Source organism: Rhizobium sp. 01N447_2 (assembly GCF_056399245.1).
This window is the reverse complement of record NZ_JBFTQY010000024.1, coordinates 22,646-42,875: the sequence shown is the minus strand read 5'-3', so window position 1 is coordinate 42,875 and position 20,230 is coordinate 22,646. Positions and strand designations below refer to the sequence as shown.

At 62.8% G+C, this 20,230-nt stretch carries 19 protein-coding genes; 9 read left to right on the top strand and 10 right to left on the bottom strand.

The genetic code is table 11. The features are described 5' to 3' along the window. Positions 1-20: 20 nt before the first annotated feature. The 3 genes from AC1ECN_RS18435 (at position 21) to rsgA (ending at position 3,249) form a co-directional block, all read left to right on the top strand. Complete coding sequence (locus tag AC1ECN_RS18435; RefSeq protein WP_477953776.1) at positions 21-1,580, top strand: gamma-glutamyltransferase family protein; 1,560 nt, start codon at positions 21-23, stop codon at positions 1,578-1,580. A 404-nt stretch (positions 1,581-1,984) separates the two neighbouring features. Beyond that, positions 1,985-2,161, top strand: a complete 177-nt coding sequence (locus tag AC1ECN_RS18430) for a hypothetical protein (RefSeq protein WP_018071841.1) — start codon at positions 1,985-1,987, stop codon at positions 2,159-2,161. Between the two features lie 35 nt (positions 2,162-2,196). Continuing rightward, the gene (gene rsgA, locus AC1ECN_RS18425) at positions 2,197-3,249 is read left to right on the top strand and encodes a ribosome small subunit-dependent GTPase A (protein WP_477953748.1); all 1,053 of its coding nucleotides are present in this window, start codon (positions 2,197-2,199) and stop codon (positions 3,247-3,249) included. Positions 3,250-3,335: 86 nt separating this feature from the next. On the opposite strand, the gene AC1ECN_RS18420 is transcribed toward rsgA, so the two are convergent. The 8 genes from AC1ECN_RS18420 to AC1ECN_RS18385 form a co-directional block, all read right to left on the bottom strand. Beyond that, complete coding sequence (locus tag AC1ECN_RS18420) at positions 3,336-3,584, bottom strand: hypothetical protein (protein WP_075225136.1); 249 nt, start codon at positions 3,582-3,584, stop codon at positions 3,336-3,338. A gap of 630 nt (positions 3,585-4,214) precedes the next feature. After that, positions 4,215-5,612 carry a dihydrolipoyl dehydrogenase gene (gene lpdA / locus AC1ECN_RS18415; protein ID WP_027688869.1) on the bottom strand — a complete coding sequence of 466 codons (1,398 nt, stop codon included), beginning with the start codon at positions 5,610-5,612 and terminating at the stop codon, positions 4,215-4,217. A gap of 5 nt (positions 5,613-5,617) precedes the next feature. Next, a complete protein-coding gene (locus AC1ECN_RS18410) occupies positions 5,618-6,868 on the bottom strand; it encodes a dihydrolipoamide acetyltransferase family protein (protein WP_027688870.1) in 1,251 nt (416 codons plus the stop codon). A 3-nt stretch (positions 6,869-6,871) separates the two neighbouring features. Continuing rightward, entirely contained in the window at positions 6,872-7,885 is a 1,014-nt protein-coding gene (locus AC1ECN_RS18405) for an alpha-ketoacid dehydrogenase subunit beta (RefSeq protein WP_018071836.1), read from the bottom strand. 1 nt (position 7,886) lies between these two features. Beyond that, the gene (locus AC1ECN_RS18400) at positions 7,887-9,119 is read right to left on the bottom strand and encodes a thiamine pyrophosphate-dependent enzyme (protein WP_477953745.1); all 1,233 of its coding nucleotides are present in this window, start codon (positions 9,117-9,119) and stop codon (positions 7,887-7,889) included. 65 nt (positions 9,120-9,184) lie between these two features. Continuing rightward, positions 9,185-10,312, bottom strand: coding sequence for an acyl-CoA dehydrogenase family protein (locus tag AC1ECN_RS18395; RefSeq protein ID WP_130657596.1), 1,128 nt, complete (start codon positions 10,310-10,312; stop codon positions 9,185-9,187). 16 nt (positions 10,313-10,328) lie between these two features. Further along, positions 10,329-11,516: an acetyl-CoA C-acyltransferase gene (locus tag AC1ECN_RS18390; RefSeq protein WP_477953743.1), complete on the bottom strand. Its 1,188-nt coding sequence runs from the start codon at positions 11,514-11,516 to the stop codon at positions 10,329-10,331. 23 nt (positions 11,517-11,539) lie between these two features. Next, entirely contained in the window at positions 11,540-12,307 is a 768-nt protein-coding gene (locus AC1ECN_RS18385; RefSeq protein WP_130683556.1) for a 3-hydroxyacyl-CoA dehydrogenase, read from the bottom strand. 82 nt (positions 12,308-12,389) lie between these two features. Here AC1ECN_RS18385 and AC1ECN_RS18380 point away from each other — a divergent pair, with 82 nt between their 5' ends. Continuing rightward, a complete protein-coding gene (locus AC1ECN_RS18380; protein ID WP_130683554.1) occupies positions 12,390-13,475 on the top strand; it encodes an AraC family transcriptional regulator in 1,086 nt (361 codons plus the stop codon). Here the strand turns inward: AC1ECN_RS18380 and AC1ECN_RS18375 are convergent. Together AC1ECN_RS18375 and AC1ECN_RS18370 are read right to left on the bottom strand one after the other, a co-directional pair. Then, on the bottom strand, positions 13,449-13,868 hold the full coding sequence (locus tag AC1ECN_RS18375) for a hypothetical protein (protein WP_130683552.1): 420 nt from the start codon (positions 13,866-13,868) through the stop codon (positions 13,449-13,451). The genes AC1ECN_RS18380 and AC1ECN_RS18375 overlap by 27 nt on opposite strands. After that, positions 13,858-14,118: a type II toxin-antitoxin system Phd/YefM family antitoxin gene (locus AC1ECN_RS18370; protein ID WP_024322537.1), complete on the bottom strand. Its 261-nt coding sequence runs from the start codon at positions 14,116-14,118 to the stop codon at positions 13,858-13,860. The genes AC1ECN_RS18375 and AC1ECN_RS18370 overlap by 11 nt, the downstream gene beginning before the upstream one ends. Before the next feature lie 168 nt (positions 14,119-14,286). On the opposite strand from AC1ECN_RS18370, the gene AC1ECN_RS18365 reads away from it, so the two are divergent. The 5 genes from AC1ECN_RS18365 to AC1ECN_RS18345 are packed head-to-tail and all read left to right on the top strand — an operon-like array spanning position 14,287 to position 20,198. Beyond that, positions 14,287-15,432 (top strand): isovaleryl-CoA dehydrogenase, encoded by a 1,146-nt coding sequence (locus tag AC1ECN_RS18365; protein WP_075225131.1) that lies wholly within the window; start codon positions 14,287-14,289, stop codon positions 15,430-15,432. Then, entirely contained in the window at positions 15,429-17,039 is a 1,611-nt protein-coding gene (locus AC1ECN_RS18360; protein ID WP_075225130.1) for a carboxyl transferase domain-containing protein, read from the top strand. Before AC1ECN_RS18365 ends, AC1ECN_RS18360 begins: the two co-directional genes overlap by 4 nt. An 8-nt stretch (positions 17,040-17,047) precedes the next feature. Then, a complete protein-coding gene (locus AC1ECN_RS18355; RefSeq protein ID WP_477953740.1) occupies positions 17,048-18,913 on the top strand; it encodes an acetyl/propionyl/methylcrotonyl-CoA carboxylase subunit alpha in 1,866 nt (621 codons plus the stop codon). Next, positions 18,913-19,365 (top strand): MaoC family dehydratase, encoded by a 453-nt coding sequence (locus tag AC1ECN_RS18350; RefSeq protein WP_018071825.1) that lies wholly within the window; start codon positions 18,913-18,915, stop codon positions 19,363-19,365. Before AC1ECN_RS18355 ends, AC1ECN_RS18350 begins: the two co-directional genes overlap by 1 nt. Then, complete coding sequence (locus AC1ECN_RS18345; RefSeq protein WP_130690418.1) at positions 19,362-20,198, top strand: HpcH/HpaI aldolase/citrate lyase family protein; 837 nt, start codon at positions 19,362-19,364, stop codon at positions 20,196-20,198. Before AC1ECN_RS18350 ends, AC1ECN_RS18345 begins: the two co-directional genes overlap by 4 nt. Positions 20,199-20,230 lie beyond the last annotated feature (32 nt).

The window sequence follows — 20,230 nt, the reverse complement described above, 5'->3', positions numbered from 1 at the left end:
AGGCAGCCGGGCGCGGCGGCATGATAACAAGCCCGCATGCGCTGGCGAGCGAGGCAGGTGCGGCGATCCTGCGAGCCGGCGGCAATGCGCTTGAGGCTGCGATCGCCATCGGCAGCACGATTGCCGTCGTCTACCCGCATTTCTGCGGTCTTGGCGGCGATTCCGTCTGGATCGTTGCCGATCGCAGCGGGCGGAAAACATGTTTTCTCGGCATCGGGCAAGCGGCGCGCAAATTGCCGGATTTCAATGGCAGCATTCCGCTGCGCGGACCGCTTTCGGCGCTCACCTCGGCCTGCGCCGTCGATGCCTGGCGGCACGCCCATGACTATTCCGCACGGCACTGGCGCGGAAAGATCGATTTCCCAGTCTTGCTAGCCGATGCGATCCGTCATGCCGAAGAGGGATTTCCTGTTACGCGCTCGCAGAGCTTCTGGCTTGCCTTCAGGCAGGCGGAGGCAGCCGGCTGGCCGGGTTTTGCCGCACTTTTCATGCCGGATGGCGCGGCGCCGAAAACGGGCAGCCTGTTCCGGCAGGAGAATTTGGCGTTATCGCTTTTACTGATTGCCCGTGATGGGCCGCGTTCATTCTACGAAGGCGAACTCGGCACGAGGATTGCGGCGGGCCTGCAGGCCGTGGGCTCTCCGCTGACCAGCGACGATCTCAAGGCAACCCGAACGCGCGAAGTGCCACCCGTCAGCCTCTCGTATCGCGGCTTCGAGCTGCTTGCGCCGCCGCCGCCGACACAGGGTCTGTCGACACTGGCGATCATGGGCATTCTCGCCCATTTCGATCTTGCCAGCCAAAAGGCCGGCAGCGCCGATCATCTCCATCTCTGCGTCGAAGCCGTCAAACGCGCGTTCCTCGAGCGCGCCGGCATTGCCGATCCCGATGTCGTGCCGCAGCCGGTGGAGGAATGGCTGAGCACGCAGCATCTTGCGCAGGCGGCAGCCACCATTGATCCGGCACGAGCGCTCGAATGGCCGGCGCCCTTTCGCAGTGGCGACACCGTGTTCTTCGCCGCAACCGACGCAGAGGGCGGCAGCGTCAGCGTCTTGCAGAGCACCTATTTCGACTGGGGCAGCGGCGTGGTGGTCGGCGATACCGGTATTCTCTGGCAGAACCGCGGGGCGGCCTTTTCGTCCGATCCCAAGCATGTCAATGCCATCGCACCCGGCAAGCGGCCTTTCTATACATTGAATCCCGGCCTCGGCCTGCGCAACGGCAGGCCCGCCCTGCTCTACGGCACGCAAGGCGCCGACGGCCAGCCGCAGACGCTGGCAATGCTGCTGACCCGGCTGATCGACTTCGACGAGGAACCAGCAGCAGCGCTGGCCGGTCCACGCTTTCTTCTCGGCAAGACCTTTTCCGACAGCCGTGACAGCCTCAAGCTGGAAAGCGATGCCGGCGAAGCTGTACTTGCCGAACTGGCCGCACGAGGCCACGCACTGTCACCGATCGAGGCGCAGAGCCCGCTTGCAGGGCAGGCAGGTGTGATCGTTATCGACGAGGACGGCATGGCGACCGGCGCACATGATCCACGTGGCGACGGACTGGCGATCGGGATCTCTTCCGGGGCATGAGTTATAGGGTTGCGCGCCGGCGAGACGCCTTCAAACGCACAGAAGCGGGAAAAAGCTAATAATTGATGAGACGGGCCGCTGAAGACCCTTCCGAAGCCTGGACTCCTCGCAGGTCGGCGACGTTCTCCGCATTGGGTATCATTCCGCTACGGATTCGAAAGTTGCCGAGCGGCGATGGCCGTGACCTCTGCCTGGCGTCGAATTACATTTGAAAATCAGTATGAAGAGCTTTGCCTATAATGGGTTAACCTTCGGCTCAGAATTACAGCTATGTGCCTGTCGGTCTTGAGCGGGATCGAACCGGCGTTGGCTAATCGTGAAGCACCTGATAGGTCATAGACCGCTGGGTATGAGGTCTTTGCACCCTTCAGAGACAACCCTCGGACCGGACTGGAGAGCTTTTGATGGGCTGGAAAACACCGAAGATCGAATACGTGAATGGCTATAAGATCGTTGAAGTTGAAGGGCCTAGCTTCAAAGTCTACGATGGCGACCGTCAGCTCGGGGACGATTTCCCATACCCCGGCGAAGCTGCTGCTTACGCAACCTCGTTGCCAAAACGGGATCATCCACGCAGCTAGGCGAGAAGCCGCGGAAGATCATTCAAAAACCCTTTATGGCAGCCTTACTGAAAGTGGAACAAGATTTGACCAGCTCCCAACTTTCTTCACCGCTGGAACTGCTTGGGTGGTCTGAATTCTTCGCTGACCAGGTCCAGCCCAGCGAAGCGGACTTGATCCCCCGACGCATCGCTTCAGTTCACCGGGCGCGCATCGAGGCAATCGATGTCACCGGGCCGGTCGGACTCGAATTTCCATCCAGTACCAGTACTGGTGACTACGCGGTCGGCGACTGGGTTCTTGCCGATGCACTGACTGACATGCTTATCAGACGTCTCGACCGAAAAAGCGTCTTTCAACGACGCCCGGAAGGCGGGCGTGGCCAGCAACTTGTTGCCGCCAACGTCGACACCCTGTTGATCGTGACCTCGTGCAATGCCGATTTTAATCTTGCTCGGCTGGAACGTTACCTGATCATGGCCAACCAGGCCGGGAGCAATCCGGTGATTGTGCTGACGAAGGCTGACACCGCGGAAGATGCCGGCATATTCCAGGCGCAAGCCGAAGCTTTACAGCGCGATCTGCCTGTCATTGCCTTGAATGGGCGCTCCGCGGACGCCGTTTCCCTGTTGAGGCCCTGGTGCGGCGTTGGCCAGACGGTTGCGTTGGTGGGATCTTCTGGTGTCGGAAAATCAACGCTGGTGAACACCATGACCGGGCCTGAATCTGACACAAAGCAAAAGACAGGCACCATCCGCGAATATGACGCGCAGGGCCGACACACGACCACGGCGCGATCCCTGCATGCAATTTCAGGCGGCGGCTGGGTCATCGATACGCCGGGAATAAGAACGCTTTACGTGAGCGATGTTGCCGACGGTATAGACACCCTCTTTGCTGAAATAACCGAATTGGCGCCGCTTTGCCGCTTTCGCGATTGCACCCATGCCCATGAACCTGGGTGCGCGGTCCAGGCAGCTGTCGCAAGCGGTACCCTGGTTGCCGATCGCCTAGAACGCTGGCGGAACCTGCTTGCCGAAAACCGCGACCGAACACCGGTCGTGAGCGGACCCCGCGGCAACAAGATCGTTCGCAAGAAGAAATACTGAACGTGTTGAACGTTTGCGACGGTGCTCATCGGCGTCAGCCATGATCCGCCACCTGAATTGGCTGGGCTGGGGGATAGCGTGAGCGCTCAATGATTGGGATTGCGATCACGAAGAAGACCCTGCAAGCGGCCGCTCCCGCTTGTGAGGGATATGTCTTTGAACAACCGCGATATGAGGCGCGGTCGCAATCCTTGCCTCTCATCGATGAGGAGGAATGACATCCTCTTTATCTCGATCGTGATCACGCCTGCATTGTCATGGCGACGATAACTCCCCGAATCGATCGCATGGAATCCATTTTCCACCGCCCAAGCGGCTATCATATCCGCGTTCATCAAGGTCCTGCTTTAGGAGATGCGGACGTGCTGTCTCTAGCAGTCCCGCTCGCGCAAATCGCTTCGCAGTCCTACGGATACCGCAACTGAATCGCTCTAATCCAGCCAAATCCGTCCAAGATTACAGTTCCCGCTTAGGTGTTGCGAGAAAGACTCGAAGCAATCGTTGTCAAGCGCTCGACTCAGCCGGGGTCCCGCCTGTTTGGTGCTCTTGATGGGATAAGAACTCTTGGCCCACCCAGTAAATTGAGAGGTGAAACGAGCCAATTTCTCATGACCGTTATCAAGACGCAGATTCCCAGAAGCCTGCTTCCTGAAACCGCTATGATCTGTCACGAAGCTCGTTCCCGTGCATTCCCCGCATCTGCGATTTCAGCGGCCATGCCGACATCCCGAGGTCGATGACGCGCCGCAGCACGCGGCCGCTCGCGCCTGCCTGTGGCAGGTTCATTGCCGCCTGCAAAACGCCGAGAAAATGCCACGCCAAGCCATCGATATCCGCCGCTGATGGCAACTCGCCATTGCCACACAGACTTCCTTGCTGCGACTGGCAAGGAAGCCGGAAAGAGAGGCGCTGCTATCATCCCGGAGCGCCTCACCGTTCGGATGGCCACGGTCCCAGGCTTCGGCTCAGATATGCAGAGCGCTTCCCAAAGCTTTCAGCGCCGCCTCCATGACCGCTTCGCTGCGGGTCGGATGCGCGTGGATGGTGCCGGCGATGTCTTCCAGACGTGCACCCATCTCGATGGCCAGCGCAAAAGCCGCCGAAAGCTCGGAGACCCCGGCTCCAACCGCCTGCAGGCCAAGCACGAGATTGGTGTCGGCACGGGCCACAACGCGCACGAAGCCTTCTTCGGACAGCATCGTCATTGCCCGTCCGTTGGCGCTGAACGGAAACTGGCCGATGCGGATTTCATAGCCTTGCGCCCTCGCGTCCACAGCCGACAGGCCGGCGCTGACGATCTCCGGGTCGGTGAAGCAGATGGCGGGGATGCATCGCTTGTCCCAGGCGCGCTTCTTCCCGGCGATGATTTCCGCCACCATCTCGCCTTGCGCCATGGCCCGATGGGCAAGCATCGGCTCGCCGGTCACATCGCCGATCGCATAGATGCCGCGCATCGAGGTGCGGCAACGGTCGTCGATCCTCAGATAAGGCCCGGCACGATCGAGATCGAGCTCTTCGAGACCGGATCCTGCGGTTCTTGGGCGGCGACCGACGGTGACGAGGATACGGTCGGCCGGCAGGGTCTCACGCCGGCCATCAGCCGTTTCGACGATCAGAGCCTCGCCATTGTCGGCAAGGCCGATCGCCTTCGCACCTGTCAACAGCCGGATACCGCCTTCAGTCAGCTTGCGCATGACAGGCCGCACCAGTTCGGCATCATATTGCGGCAGCACCTGCGGCGTCGCCTCGACAACCGTCACATCGGACCCCATCTTGGCAAAGGCGGTCCCGAGCTCCAGCCCGATATAACCGCCGCCGATCACGACGAGTTTTTTCGGCAGCTGCGTCAGCGACAGCGCCTCTGTCGAGGAAATCACGCGGCCGCCGAAAGGCAGGTTCGCAAGCTCCACCGGATCCGAACCGGTGGCGATCACCACGGTCTCGGCGCGGATGATCTGCTGGCCGGTTTCCGTCTCTACCTCCACCGTCTTGCCGTCGCGGAAGTGGGCCCGGCCGTGGACGATCTTGACGCGCGCCTTTTGCAGCAGCCCCGAAACACCGCTCGTCAAGCGGCCGACGATCCCGTCCTTCCAGGCAATCGTCCTGCCGAGATCGATCGACGCGCCTTCGACGCGGATGCCCATCGGGTTTTTGCCGGCAAGCATCTTTTGCGTCGCATCGAATTCCTCGGCCGCATGGATCAGCGCCTTGGAGGGAATGCAGCCGACCGTCAGGCAGGTGCCACCCGGCTTGCCGGCCTCGACGATGACGGTATCGATGCCGAGCTGCCCGGCGCGAATGGCGCAGACATAACCGCCCGGACCGGCGCCGATGACGAGGAGCTTGCAGACGATCTCTTTCATGGATCTCAGCCTTCGATAAAAATGAGCGCAGGCGTTTCGATGAGCGTGCGGATGCGTTGCACGAAGTTTGCCGCATCCCAGCCGTCGATGATGCGGTGATCGAAGCTGGAGGAGAGGTTCATCATCTTGCGCGGCACGAACTGCGCGCCGTCCCAGACCGGTCGTGTGGCGATCTTGTTGACGCCAATGATCGCCACCTCGGGATGATTGATGATGGGTGTCGAGACGATGCCGCCGAGCGCGCCGAGCGAACTGATGGTGATGGTGGAGCCGGACAGCTCATCACGTGTCGCAGTACCCGATCGCGCCGCTTCCGCCAGCCGGTTCATCTCGGCGGCGCAATCCCAGATGCCGCGGGCTTCGGCATGCCGCACGACCGGAACGGTCAGACCGGCCGGCGTCTGCGTGGCGATGCCGACATGCACGGCACTATAGCGCGTGATGATGCCGGCATCGTCGTCGAAAGTGGCGTTGACGTCAGGCTGCTCGGAGATGGCCTTGACCAACGCCCGCATCAGGAAGGGCAGAACCGTCAGCTTCGGATGATCAGGCCTGCGATCGCCGTTCATGGTGGCGCGCAACTCCTCGAGCGCGGACATATCCACTTCCTCCACATAGGTGATGTGGGGGATGCGCGAGGCGGAAAGCACCATCTTCTCGGCAATGCGGCGGCGCAGGCCAGTCAGCTTGATCTCCTCGGTCGCCGTCTTCCTGGCAAAGCCGTTCTTTGCCGTTGCAGGCGCGGTCCCCTGGCTTAGGAATTGCTCGATATCCTCGCGCAGGATACGCCCGGCCGGTCCGGTCGCCTGCACCTGCCTGAGATCGACACCGCTTTCCCTGGCGAAGAGTCGCACCGAGGGAGCGGCAAGCGGCTTTTCGGCCGGCGGCGGCGCCGCAGGCACTGGTATCGCCGCAGGAGTTGGTGCTGCCGGAGCAGGTTTTGCAATCTCGGCCCTGGTCGCCTCAGTAATCGGCGTCTGCGAAATCCCAACAGACTGCGCCTCGCCGACATCTCCCGCCGTCTCGATCCGCACCAGCGGAGCCTTGACCGCGATACGGTCTCCGACCTCGCCGGCAAGCCAGGTGACTGTGCCATTGACGGGAGACGGAATTTCCACCGTGGCCTTGTCGGTCATGACGGCGGCGATCACCATGTCCTCGCGGACGGGATCTCCGGTCTTCACATGCCATTCTACGATCTCGGCCTCGGCGACCCCCTCCCCGACATCGGGCATCTTGATGATGAATTCGCCCATGGCTCAGGCCTCCATGACTTCGGCAAGCGCCCGCCCGACACGGCCGGGACCGGGGAAATAGTCCCACTCCTGCGCATGCGGATAGGGCGTGTCCCAGCCGGCCACGCGCACCACCGGCGCTTCGAGATGATAGAAGCAATGCTCCTGCACCAGTGCTGCGACCTCGGCGCCGAAGCCGGATGTCAAGGTTGCCTCATGCACGACGACGCAGCGTCCCGTCTTCGAGACCGATTTGACGATCGTATCGAGATCGAGCGGCAGCAGGCTTCTCAAATCGATCACCTCGGCATCGATGCCGGCATCTTCGGCCGCGGCAAGCGCCACATGTACCATCGTGCCGTAGGCAACCACCGTCACCGCCGATCCCGCGCGCCGCACCTCGGCCTTGCCGATCGGGATGGTGTAGTGGCCATCGGGCACCTCTCCGAGTTCGTGTTTCGACCAGGGCGTCACCGGCCGCTCGTGATGGCCGTCGAAGGGGCCGTTATAGAGGCGCTTCGGCTCCAGGAACATGACCGGATCGGGATCCTCGATCGCCGCGATCAGCAAGCCTTTGGCGTCATAGGGATTGGAAGGCACGATCACCTTCAGCCCGCAGACATGGGTAAAAAGCGCCTCCGGGCTCTGGCTGTGCGTCTGGCCGCCGAAGATACCGCCGCCTGTCGGCATGCGCACGACGATCGGGCAGGTGAAATCGCCGTTGGAACGGTAGCGAATGCGCGCCGCCTCCTGGGTCAGCTGGTCATAGGCCGGATACATGTAATCGGCGAACTGGATTTCGACACAGGGTTTCAGCCCATAGGCCGCCATGCCGATCGCCGTGCCGACGATGCCGGATTCGCTGATCGGCGTATCGAAGCAGCGCGTTCTGCCGTATTTTGCCTGCAGGCCCTGTGTGCTGCGAAAGACGCCGCCGAAATAACCGACATCCTCGCCGAAAACGACGACATTGTCGTCACGTGCCATCGAGACGTCCATGGCGCTGCGCACGGCCTCGATCATCGTCATTCTGGCCATGTCAGTACCCCGCCTTCTGTCGCTGGCGGCGGATATGCGGCGGCATCTCGGCATAGACGCCCTCGAAAATGTCGCGCACCGAAGGCCTGCCGCCGGCATGCAGCGTGCCATGCGCCTCTGCCTGGCGCTGCGCCTCGATCACCTCGTCCATGATTTCGGCTTCGGCCTGCACATGCCGTTCCTCCGACCATGCGCCCTTGATGATCAGATGTTTCTTGAGCCGCAGCACGGGATCGCCGAGCGGCCAGGCCTCCGATTCCGTCTTGGGCCGATAGGCGCTCGGATCGTCGGAAGTCGAATGCGCGCCGACGCGATAGGTCACATATTCGATCAGCGTCGGGCCGAGATTGCGCCGCGCGCGCTCCGCCGCCCAATGGGCGACGGCATGGACGGCGAGATRGTCGTTTCCGTCGACACGCAGCGCCGGAATACCGAAGCCGAGGCCCCTCGCCGCGAAAGTGCCGGAACCGCCGCGGGCGATGCCCTGGAAGGTGGAGATCGCCCACTGATTGTTGACGATGTTGAGAATAACAGGCGCCTTGTAGGTCGAGGCGAAAACGAGCGCCGAGTGGAAATCCGATTCCGCCGTCGATCCGTCGCCGATCCAGGCGGCGGCAATGCGGCTGTCGTTCTTGATCGCCGAGGCCATCGCCCAGCCGACAGCCTGCACATATTGGGTGGCGAGATTGCCCGAGATGGTGAAGAAGCCGTGCTCCTTGGAGGAATACATGATCGGCAGTTGCCGGCCGCGCAGAGGATCGCTCTCGTTCGAGTAGATCTGGTTCATCATCTCGACCATCGGATAGTCGTCGGCAATCAGCAGGCCTGCCTGGCGATAGGTCGGGAAATTCATGTCTCCCGTCTCGAGCGCCTTGCGGAAGGCGCAGCTGACGGCTTCTTCGCCGAGATGCTGCATGTAGAAGGAGGTCTTGCCCTGCCGCTGCGCCATCAGCATGCGGGCGTCGAAGGCACGCAGCTTCATCATGTTGCGAAGCCCGGTCAGCAACGCCTCATCGGAGAGCGAACCGGCCCAGGGACCGACCGCCTCGCCCTCGCGGTTCAAAACGCGGATGATGGAATAGGCGAGGTCACGAATATCTTCGGATGCGACATCCACCTCCGGCCGCGGCACGGAACCGGCCTTGGCAATCTTGACATTGGAAAAATCGGGCTGACCGCCCGGGCGAACGGCGGGTTCGGGGACGTGCAGGCTCAAACGAGCGGAATCCACCATGTTTTTTCTTTCCTCCCTTTGCCGGCCTTGCTCCCCTCCTCCGGAAGCAGGGCCGGATGTGGTGCTTAGAGATTGCGGGCGATCACCATGCGCTGCACGTCGCTCGTTCCTTCATAGATCTGGCAGATGCGCACATCGCGGTAGATGCGCTCGACCGGATAATCGGCCATGTAGCCATATCCGCCATGGATCTGGATCGCATCGGAACAGACGCGCTCGGCCATCTCGGAGGCAAAGAGCTTCGCCATCGAGGCTTCCGACAGGCAGGGCAGTCCGGCCTCCCTGAGGGAGGCGGCGTGAAAGACGAGCTGTCGCGCCGCCTCGATCCGCACCGCCATATCGGCAAGGCGGAAGGCAACGGCCTGGTGCTCAAAGATCGGCTTGCCGAAGGCCGTGCGCTCGCGGGCGTAATCGCGCGCCGCCTCGAAAGCCGCCCGCGCCATGCCGACCGCCTGCGCCGCAATGCCGATCCGCCCGCCCTCGAGATTGGCGAGCGCGATGCGGTAACCTTCGCCTTCCGCACCGAGCCTGAGTTCTGCCGGAATGCGCATGCTGTTGAAGGCGATCTGGCAGGTATCGGAGGAATGCAACCCAAGTTTTTCCTCGACCCGGATCACCTCGTAGCCCGGCGTATCCGTCGGCACGATGAAGGCGGTGATGCCCTTCTTGCCGACGTCGGGATCGGTGACGGCAAAAACGATGATGACGTCGCCGTTCTTGCCAGAGGTGATGAATTGCTTGGAGCCGTCGAGCACATAATGATCGCCGTCACGCCGCGCTCGGGTCTTCAGGTTGGAGGCATCGGAACCAGCCTGCGGCTCGGTCAGCGCAAAGCCGCCGATCCATTCGCCACTGGCCAGTTTCGGCAGGAAGCGCTGCCGCTGCTCCTCGGTACCGAATTTCAGGATCGGCACACAGCCGACGGAGCTATGCACGCTCATGATCGTCGAACACGGTCCGTCGCCCGCGGCAATTTCCTCCAGCGCCGCCGCATAAGCAATCACACCGGTATCCGACCCGCCATAGGCTTCCGGCACCAGCATGCCGAGCAGCCCGAGTTCGCCCATTTCCTTCAGTTCCTCGCGCGGGAAGAGATGCTCCCGGTCGCGTTTGGCTGCCCCCGGGGCCAGCCGGTCGCGGGCAAAGTCGCGGGCGAGATCTGAGATCTGCTGTTGGAGGTCGGAAAGGATCATCTGTTCTCTCCCTCTCCTATTGCCGTTCGATGGCAACGGCGGTCGCCTCGCCGCCGCCGATGCAGAGCGTGGCCATGCCGCGCTTCAGGTCGTATCGCTCCAGTGCTGCAAGCAGCGTCACCAGGATGCGAGCCCCCGATGCGCCGATCGGATGGCCGAGCGCGCAGGCGCCGCCATGCACGTTCACCTTTTCATGCGGCAGGTTGAGATCGCGCATCGCCGCCATGGCGACGACGGCGAAAGCCTCGTTGATTTCGAACAGATCGACCTCCGACAGCGGCAAGCCGGTGCGATCGGACAGTTTCTGCAGCGCGCCGATCGGTGCGGTGGCGAAAAGATTGGGTGCCTGCGAATGCGTGGCATGGCCGAGGATGGTGGCGAGCGGCTTCAGGCCGCGATGCTCCGCCCCGGAACGGCGCATCAGCACTAGGGCTGCCGCGCCATCGGAGATCGAGCTGGAATTGGCGGCAGTCACCGTGCCGCCCTCGCGGAAGGCGGGCTTCAGCGTCGGGATCTTGTCGAGCTTCGCCTTGCCGGGTTGTTCATCGCGGCTCGCCACCTGCTCGGCCTTGCTCGATTTTACCGTGACCGGCACGATCTCGCTTTCGAAACAGCCTTCGGCGATCGCCTTCTGCGCCCGCGTCAGCGAGGTGATGGCGAAGTTGTCCTGCGCCTCGCGCGTGAACTGATAGGCCTCGGCGCAATCCTCCGCGAAGCTGCCCATCAAGCGCCCCTTGTCATAAGCATCCTCCAGCCCGTCGAGGAACATGTGATCCACGACACGCCCATGGCCGAGCCTGTAGCCGCCACGGGCCTTGTCAAGGAGATAGGGCGCATTGGTCATGCTTTCCATGCCACCTGCAACCGCTACAGAAGCGCTGCCGGCGGCGATCAGGTCATGCACCATCATCACGGCCTTCATGCCTGAGCCGCACATTTTGTTAACGGTGCTCGCCGCCGTGGCGAAGGGCAGACCGGCATGGATCGCCGCCTGGCGCGCCGGCGCCTGCCCCTGCCCCGCCGGCAGTACACAGCCGAAGACGACCTCCTCGATCGCCTCGGCCTCGAGGCGGCTCCGCTCAAGCGCCGCGCGGATCGCCGTCGCTCCGAGCTCCGGCGCTGTCGCCTCCTTCAGCTCTCCCTGAAAGCTACCGATCGGGGTGCGCGCTGCACCGACGATGACGATGGGATCCTGCAATGTCATGTTTCCTCCTCTGGGCAACGCGCTCAGCGCGCGCCCATCCGCAATGCGCCGTCGAGGCGGATGACCTCGCCGTTCAGCATGTTGTTTTCAAAGATATGACGCACCAGCCCGGCGAATTCCGCCGGACGGCCGAGCCGCGGCGGAAAGGGCACGCTCTTGCCGAGCGCCGCCTGAACCTCTGCTGGCATGTCAGCCATCATCGGTGTCTCGAAAATGCCGGGTGCGATCGCCACGACGCGAATGCCGTGACGGGCAAGCTCGCGGGCGATCGGCAAGGTCATCGCCGCCACCCCGCCCTTGGAGGCGGCATAGGCTGCCTGGCCGATCTGGCCGTCGAAGGCGGCAACCGAGGCCGTATTGACGATGACGCCGCGTTCGCCTTCCGCATCCGGCTCGGTCGTCTGGATCGCTGCGGCGGCCAGGCGGATCATGTTGAACGTGCCGATGAGATTGATGCCGACCGTGCGCGCAAAACTCTCCAGCCGGTGCGGTCCGTCGCGGCCGATCACCTTTTCGGCCGGCGCCACGCCCGCGCAATTCACCAAACCGCGCAGGCTGCCGAAGGCTTCGACGGCAGCGGCAACCACCGCAGCCCCCTCCTCGCCATCGGTTACATCGGCCTTGACGAAGCGGGCATCGCTTCCGAATCCCCGGGCAATCTCTTCGCCCGCTTGCATATTGAGATCGGCAATCGTCACGCGCCCGCCGGCCTCCACAAGCGCGCGCACTGTTGCCGCACCCAAGCCGGAGCCGCCGCCGGTCACGATGAAACTTGATCCACGGATCAGCATGAATGTCTTCCTCCCTGCCGACCGCGCCCCCTCCAAGCGCAACCGACGGATACGATTCTATTCGCTCCACCTATTGCAAGCGATGACAGAACTGCTCCATTATTTCGGCCAGTTTTGCCATAGCGAGGATAGAATGGCCGAGATCGAGCGACGCATGATCGCGCCAGGCTTCGTGGAGGAGGCACTCGACAGCCTGCGGCGGCTCGGCAAGCCGACGGCGCCGGTCCTTGCCCGCGTCGGCCTGGCATCCCCGGTCGATCAGCCGGTTTCGGCGGAGACCTACGGCGCGCTCTGGCTGGCGATCGCCGCCGAGCTCGACGATGAATTCTTCGGCATGGGCGCGCGGCCGATGCGCAGCGGCAGCTTCACGCTGCTCTGCCACTCTGTGCTGCATGCGCCGACGCTGGGTCAAGCGCTCCGCCGGGCGCTTCGCTTCCTCGATGTCGTGCTCGACGACCCCCGGGGACGGCTCGTCATCCGCGACGGTCTGGCCGAGATCGAACTCAGCGACGCCGGTAGCCCGCGTTCGGCCTTCGCCTACCGCACCTACTGGATCATCCTGCACGGCATCATCTGCTGGCTGGTCGGCCGGCGCATTCCGATCCGGCTCGTTGATTTCCGCTGCGCGGAACCCAAACAAGGGGCCGACTACCGGCTCTTCTTCGGCGCCCCGGTGCGTTTCTCGCAAGCCATCAGCCGGCTCGGCTTCGACAGCGCCCTGCTCGACCTGCCGGTGGCGCGCAGCGAGCAGGCGCTCAAACAGTTCCTGCGCGGCGCGCCCGCCAATATTCTGGTGCGCTACCGCTATGATGCCGGCAGCGCCGCCGCCGTCCGCCGGCGCCTGAGCCAGGCCACACCGGCTGCCTGGTCGAGCTTCACCAAGCTTGCCGCCGATATGCGCATGCCCCCGTCCACGCTCCGCCACCGCCTGCACGACGAGGGACAAAGCTATGCCGCCATCAAGGACGACATCCGCCGGGATCTCGCCGTCGAACTGCTGCTGAACACGTCGATGACTATCGGTGAGATTGCCGTGCAGCTCGGCTATTCCGAGCCGAGCGCATTCTTCCGGGCCTTCCGCAAATGGGTGGGCAAGAGCCCCGAGGGCTTTCGGCGGGACGGAGCGGAAATCGAGGGCCTGTCAGTCGAATCGGTTGACCCGCCCTGACTGGCCTCGCGCTTTCGCGAACATGGCGGCAATCTTCATCATGAACGACTTGCTGAAGCGGCGAAGAACCGCTTGATGAGGCTCGATGTACCAGGATCGCTCGACGATATCGTAATTGTATTCGTCGACGACGATCCAACTCTGTTTGAGATCACCGAGACCGGCGCGCCGGCGTTCGATATCGGGAATTTCCAGCGCAACCCTTCCCACCTCCGGCGGCTGTGTGGTGATTGCCAGAAGGACGAGATGCGTGTTTCCATCGCTCGCACTGCGGATCGCGATGACGACACAGACTGGGCGCTGTTTGCGCCCCTCGGTCTCACTACGCTGCTGTTGCCATGCCCAGAGATAGGGATAGGTTATCACCTCGCCAGGACGAAACTCATGGCTCATCGTCGTAGCCTTCACCGTGCGCCAGCCGCTCAATCGCCTCGCCGAACAATTCGGCATGCTCGTCCGGCATCTCCGAAATGTGATGGGCACGACGCGGGTCCCCGCCGCTGCGCATTCGCTGATAGTGCTCATAGCTCATCAGCACGAAACGTGGCTTGTTGTGGCGGGTAAGAATGACCGGCTCGCGGCTCGCGACATCGGTGACATCACCAATCTGTTTATTGAGATCACCTGTCGTGAACTGTCGCATGATTATCGTCTCCGGTTTAATTTCCATATATTCCATATTTTCCATATTTTCAAGAAAATGGCGCTCACGCGCCCTCGCCAAGAATTCGCGAGGTTCTTCGGCCGCATCATTCAAGGGCACTTTGACCCTGCCGCAACCCGCGCTACATATTTCAGCGGGAGGAGTGCCATGTTTGATTTTTCGCTCGGCGAAACCGCGGACGCGATCCGTGAAACGACGGCGCGGTTTGCCGCCGATCATATTGCTCCACTGGCTGTGGAGATCGACGAAAGCAACACGTTTCCACGCCAGCTCTGGCCCGAGATGGGTGCGCTCGGCCTGCATGGGATCACCGTCGAGGAAGAATTCGGTGGCGCCGGTCTCGGTTATCTCGATCATGTCGTCGCCATGGAGGAAGTTTCGCGCGCCTCGGCCTCCGTCGGCTTGAGTTACGGCGCTCATTCCAACCTCTGCGTCAACCAGATCCGCCGCTGGGCCTCGCCGGAACAAAAGCGCCGCCACCTGCCGAAGCTGATCTCCGGCGAACATGTCGGTTCGCTCGCCATGTCGGAGGTCGGCGCCGGTTCCGATGTCGTCTCCATGCGGTTGCGTGCCGAGAAGAAGGGCGACCGCTATATTCTGAACGGCACCAAGTTCTGGATCACCAACGCGCCGCATGCCGATGTGCTTGTTGTCTATGCCAAGACCGATCCCGCAGCCGGCCCGAAAGGCATTTCCGCCTTCATCATCGAAAAGGGCCTGCCTGGTTTCAGCGTCTCCAAGAAGCTCTCCAAGCTCGGCATGCGCGGCAGCGACACGGCCGAACTGGTGTTCGAGGATTGCGCCGTGCCGGCCGAGACGCTGATGGGCCGGGAGGGAGAAGGCGTGAAGATCCTGATGTCCGGCCTCGATTATGAGCGTGCCGTGCTTGCCGGCGGGCCGCTCGGCATCATGCAAGCCTGCCTCGATGTCGTGCTGCCCTATGTGCGCGATCGCAAGCAATTCGGCAAAGCGATCGGCGATTTCCAGCTGATGCAGGGCAAGATCGCCGACATGTATGTGGCGCTGAATTCGGCGCGCGCCTATGTCTATTCCGTCGCCCGCGCCTGCGATGCCGGCCGCGCGACGCGCACGGATGCTGCTGCCGCGATCCTTTTCGCCAGCGAGAACGCCGTGAAAGTGTCGCTGGAGGCGATCCAGGCGCTCGGCGGCGCCGGCTATACCAAGGAATGGCCGGTCGAACGCTTTTTGCGCGACGCCAAGCTTTACGATATCGGCGCCGGCACCAATGAGATCCGCCGCTACCTGATCGGCCGGGAGCTCATCGCATCATGACGGTGATTTCGACTGCGATCGATCGCGACAGCGACAGCTTCAAGGCCAATGCCAGCAAGAATAAAGCCCTGATCGACGAACTCCTCAATCGTTCGGCGAAAGCGCGCGAGGGCGGATCGCAAACGGCGCGCGAGCGCCATACCGGCAAAGGCAAACTCCTGCCGCGCGATCGCATCCAGCTGCTCATCGATGCCGGCAGCCCGTTCCTGGAGATCGGCACGCTGGCCGCCAACGGCATGTATGATGATGAGGCGCCCGGCGCCGGCATCATCGCCGGCATCGGCCGCGTTTCCGGCCGCGAGGTGATGATCGTCGCCAATGACGCGACGGTGAAGGGCGGCGCCTATTTCCCGATGACGGTGAAGAAACATCTGCGGGCGCAGGAGATCGCCCTGCAGAACCGCCTGCCCTGCCTCTATCTGGTCGATAGCGGCGGCGCCAATCTTCCACATCAGGCCGAAGTCTTTCCCGACCGCGACCATTTCGGCGCGATCTTCTACAACCAGGCCCAGATGTCGGCCGAGGGAATCCCACAGATCGCCTGCGTGATGGGAAGCTGTACGGCCGGCGGCGCTTATGTGCCCGCCATGTCCGACGAAACGGTCATTGTGCGCAATCAGGGCACGATCTTCCTCGCCGGCCCGCCGCTGGTGAAGGCCGCGACCGGCGAGATCATTTCAGCCGAAGAGCTCGGCGGCGCCGAAACCCATGGCCGCCGCTCCGGCGTCGTCGATCATGTCGCCGAAAACGACGAACATGCGCTGCTGCTCGTGCGTGATATCGCAGCCACTCTCAACAGCGTGAAGGCCATTGATATCGACCTGCAGAAGCCACGGCCGCCGAAACTCGATCCCGAGGATCTCTGCGGTCTGATCCCGGAGGATGTACGCTCGCCCTATGATGTGCGCGAGGTCATCGGCCGGATCGTCGATGGCTCGGAACTGCATGAGTTCAAGCCGCTCTACGGCACCACACTGGTCTGCGGCTTCGCCCGCATCTGGGGCATGCCTGTCGCCGTCATCGCCAATAACGGCGTGCTGTTTTCCGAAAGCGCACTGAAGGGCGGGCATTTCATCGAGCTTGCCTGCCAGCGCCGCATACCCTTGCTCTTTCTGCAGAACATCTCCGGCTTCATGGTCGGCGGCCGCTATGAGGCCGGCGGCATCGCCAAGGATGGGGCAAAGCTGGTGACGGCGGTTGCGACCGCGAGCGTGCCGAAGGTCACCGTCATCATCGGCGGCAGCTTCGGCGCCGGCAATTACGGCATGTGCGGCCGCGCCTATCGCCCGCGCTTTCTCTTCACCTGGCCGAACAGCCGCATCAGCGTGATGGGCGGCGAACAGGCGGCCTCGGTGCTCGCCACCATCCGGCGAGACTCCATGGAGGCGCGCGGTGAGAATTGGCCTATTGAAGAGGAGCAAGCCTTCAAGGCGCCGATCCGCGCCGGCTACGAGGCCGAGGGCAATCCCTATTATGCCACGGCTCGCCTGTGGGACGACGGCATCATCGACCCGCGCCAGACGCGGGATGTGCTCGGTCTTGCCTTTTCCGCCTGCCTGAATGCGCCGATCCCGAAAGGGCCGCGCTTCGGCCTGTTCAGGATGTGAGGCGCGGTATGATGGAAAGTCTTCTCATTGCCAACAGGGGCGAAATCGCCCGCCGCATCATCCGCTCGGCCAAGGTGCTCGGCATCCGCACCATCGCCGTCTATTCCGAGGCCGATGCCGGCCTGCCCTTCGTGAGGGAAGCGGACGAGGCGATCGCCGTCGGCCCCTCGCCGGCCCGCGAAAGCTATCTCTCTCAGACCCGCATCCTCCAGGCCGCCCGGAAAACCGGCGCTGCGGCGATCCATCCCGGCTACGGTTTCCTTTCGGAAAATGCCGGATTTGCCGAAGCGGTGGAAAAGGCCGGCATCATCTGGGTCGGCGCACCGCCCGCCGCCATCCGGGCGATGGGGCTCAAGGACGCGGCGAAGGAATTGATGCAGGCATCAGGCGTGCCCGTGACCCCCGGCTATATGGGCGCGGACCAGAGCGAAGAGAGGCTGGCGGCCGAGGCGGACACCATCGGTTATCCCGTGCTCGTCAAGGCGGTCGCCGGCGGCGGCGGCAAGGGCATGCGCCGCGTCGAGCGCGCGCAAGATTTCGCCGAACTACTCGCCTCCTGTCGCCGTGAAGCGGCCGCTTCCTTTGGCGACGACCGCGTTCTGATCGAACGCTATATCGCCAATCCGCGCCATATCGAGGTGCAGGTTTTCGCCGATACGCTCGGCAATTGCGTTCATCTGTTCGAACGCGACTGTTCGCTGCAGCGCCGTCACCAGAAGGTCATCGAGGAGGCCCCTGCCCCCGGCCTCGATGCCGCAACGCGCGCGGCAATCTGCGATGCGGCGGTGAAAGCCGCAAAAGCGGTGAATTATGTCGGCGCCGGCACCATCGAATTCATCGCCGATGCCTCGGAGGGCCTGCGCGAAGATCGCATCTGGTTCATGGAGATGAACACCCGCCTCCAGGTGGAACACCCGGTCACCGAGGCAATTACTGGCGAGGATCTGGTGCTCTGGCAGCTGAAGGTCGCTAGCGGCGAACCGCTGCCGAAAATGCAGGATGAGATCGCCATGAACGGCTGGGCGTTCGAAGCCCGGCTCTATGCCGAAAATCCCGCCGCCGGCTATCTGCCCTCGACCGGCCGGCTCGAACATCTCAGCCTGCCGCAAACCGTCCGTGTCGATAGCGGCGTGGAACAAGGGGATGACATCACCGCCTTCTATGACCCGATGATTGCCAAGATCATTGCCCATGGGTCGAACCGCGAGGCGGCACTTTCGAAGCTCGCATCCGCCTGCGCCGGCATCGAGGTCTGGCCGGTCAAATCCAATGCCGGCCTGCTTACCCGCATCACCGTCGACCCGGATTTTTGCGCAGCTCGGATCGATACCGGCTTCCTCGACCGCCATGGCGATAGCCTTGTGGCAACGAAGCCGAGCGAAATCGCAATCGACACCGCGGCCACGGTGCTTTCAAGAAATACGGATGGTGATCCCTGGTCCGCCCTTGCCGGATTCCGCATCGCCGGCGCGGATGACAAGAGGGTGCGCATCCGTATCGGCGAGCAACTCCTTTGGGGGCAGTCACGTCCGGAGCTTGAGGCAAATGCCGTCACGATCGGTGAAACCACGGTGCTTTTCGACGCCGGCAACGCCTGGCCGATCAGCCTGCCCGTGGCAAGCGAAGTCGAGGCAAGTCAGGGTGCCGGCGATGGCGCGATCCTTTCTCCCATGCCCGGCCTCGTCATTTCGGTGGATGTCGCCGAAGGCGATCGTGTCGCCAAGGGGGACCGCCTGCTGACAGTCGAAGCGATGAAAATGGAACATTCTCTGCGTGCGCCCTTCGACGGCATCGTCGAAAAGCTGCAGGTTTCCTCGGGGATCAGGGTCTCGGAAAACCAGCTGGTCGTCAGCATTGTGAAGGAGCAGGATTGATGGCCGGCCGTTATTTCGACGAGTGGACGGTCGGCGACCGCATCGCCCACGACATCCGCCGCACGGTCACCGAGACCGACAATCTGCTGTTCACGACGCTTTCCCACAATCCGCAGCCGCTGCATCTCGATGCCGATTATGCGGCCGGCACCGAATTCGGCCGGATCGTCGTCAACGGCACCTTCACCTTTGCGCTCACCGTCGGCCTCTCGGTCGGCGACACCACGCTCGGTACGCTCGTCGCCAATCTCGGCTATGACAAGGTGACGATGCCAAAGCCGGTCTTCATCGGCGATACGCTGCGGGTGGAAACGGAGGTGATGGAGCTGCGTCGCTCGAACTCCCGCCCCGATGCCGGCATCGCCACCTTCCGGCATATCACCCTGAACCAGCGCGGCGAGATCGTCTGCCAGTGCCTGCGCACGGCAATGCTGAAGGTGAAACCGTCATGAAGCTGCGCTCGCTGCTCTTTGCGCCCGGTGACCGGCCGGAGCGTTTCGAAAAAGCGCTCACCTCAGGCGCCGATGCCGTCATTCTCGACCTGGAGGATTCGGTTGCGCCCATAAACAAGCCGAAAGCGCGTGAAAGCGTGCACGAATTCGTCTTGCATCATGCCGGCGAGACCCCTCTCCTGATCCGCATCAATCCCCTGGCCTCGCCAGAATTGGAAGGCGACCTTGCCGCTTTGAGCGGCCTTCATCCTTTTGCGATCGTGCTGCCGAAGGCCGAGGGTGCCGCTTCGGTGCTGAAGCTCGCAGGCTCTCTTGCATCTGCAATTCCCATCTTGCCGATCGCAACCGAAACGCCATCCGCGATCTTCGAGATCGGCAGCTACCGGGATGTCGCGACCAGCCTCTGCGGCCTGACCTGGGGTGCTGAGGATCTGTCTGCCGCGATAGGGGCTACGACCGCGCGCAGGACGGATGGCCGCTACACGCCGCCCTACGAGCTTGCCCGCTCGCTCACGCTGTTCGCGGCCCATGCCGCCGCCGTTCCGGCAATCGACACCGTCTATCCCGATTTCCACGATCTCAACGGTCTCAGGGCCTATGTCGGCCGAGCCCGGCGCGACGGCTTTTCCGGGATGATGGCCATCCATCCGAGCCAGGTCGAAACGATCAATCACGCCTTCACGCCGGACGCATCCGAGATCGCCTGGGCAGAGAAAGTCGCCGCCGCCTTTGCCGCCAGGCCCGACGCGGGCGTCATTCAGCTTGACGGACGCATGCTGGACTTGCCGCATCTCAARCTTGCCCTCCGCATCCTGGAGATATCAGGCCGATAGCCAGCGAGCTGCACACTTGACTGTCTTCGGCC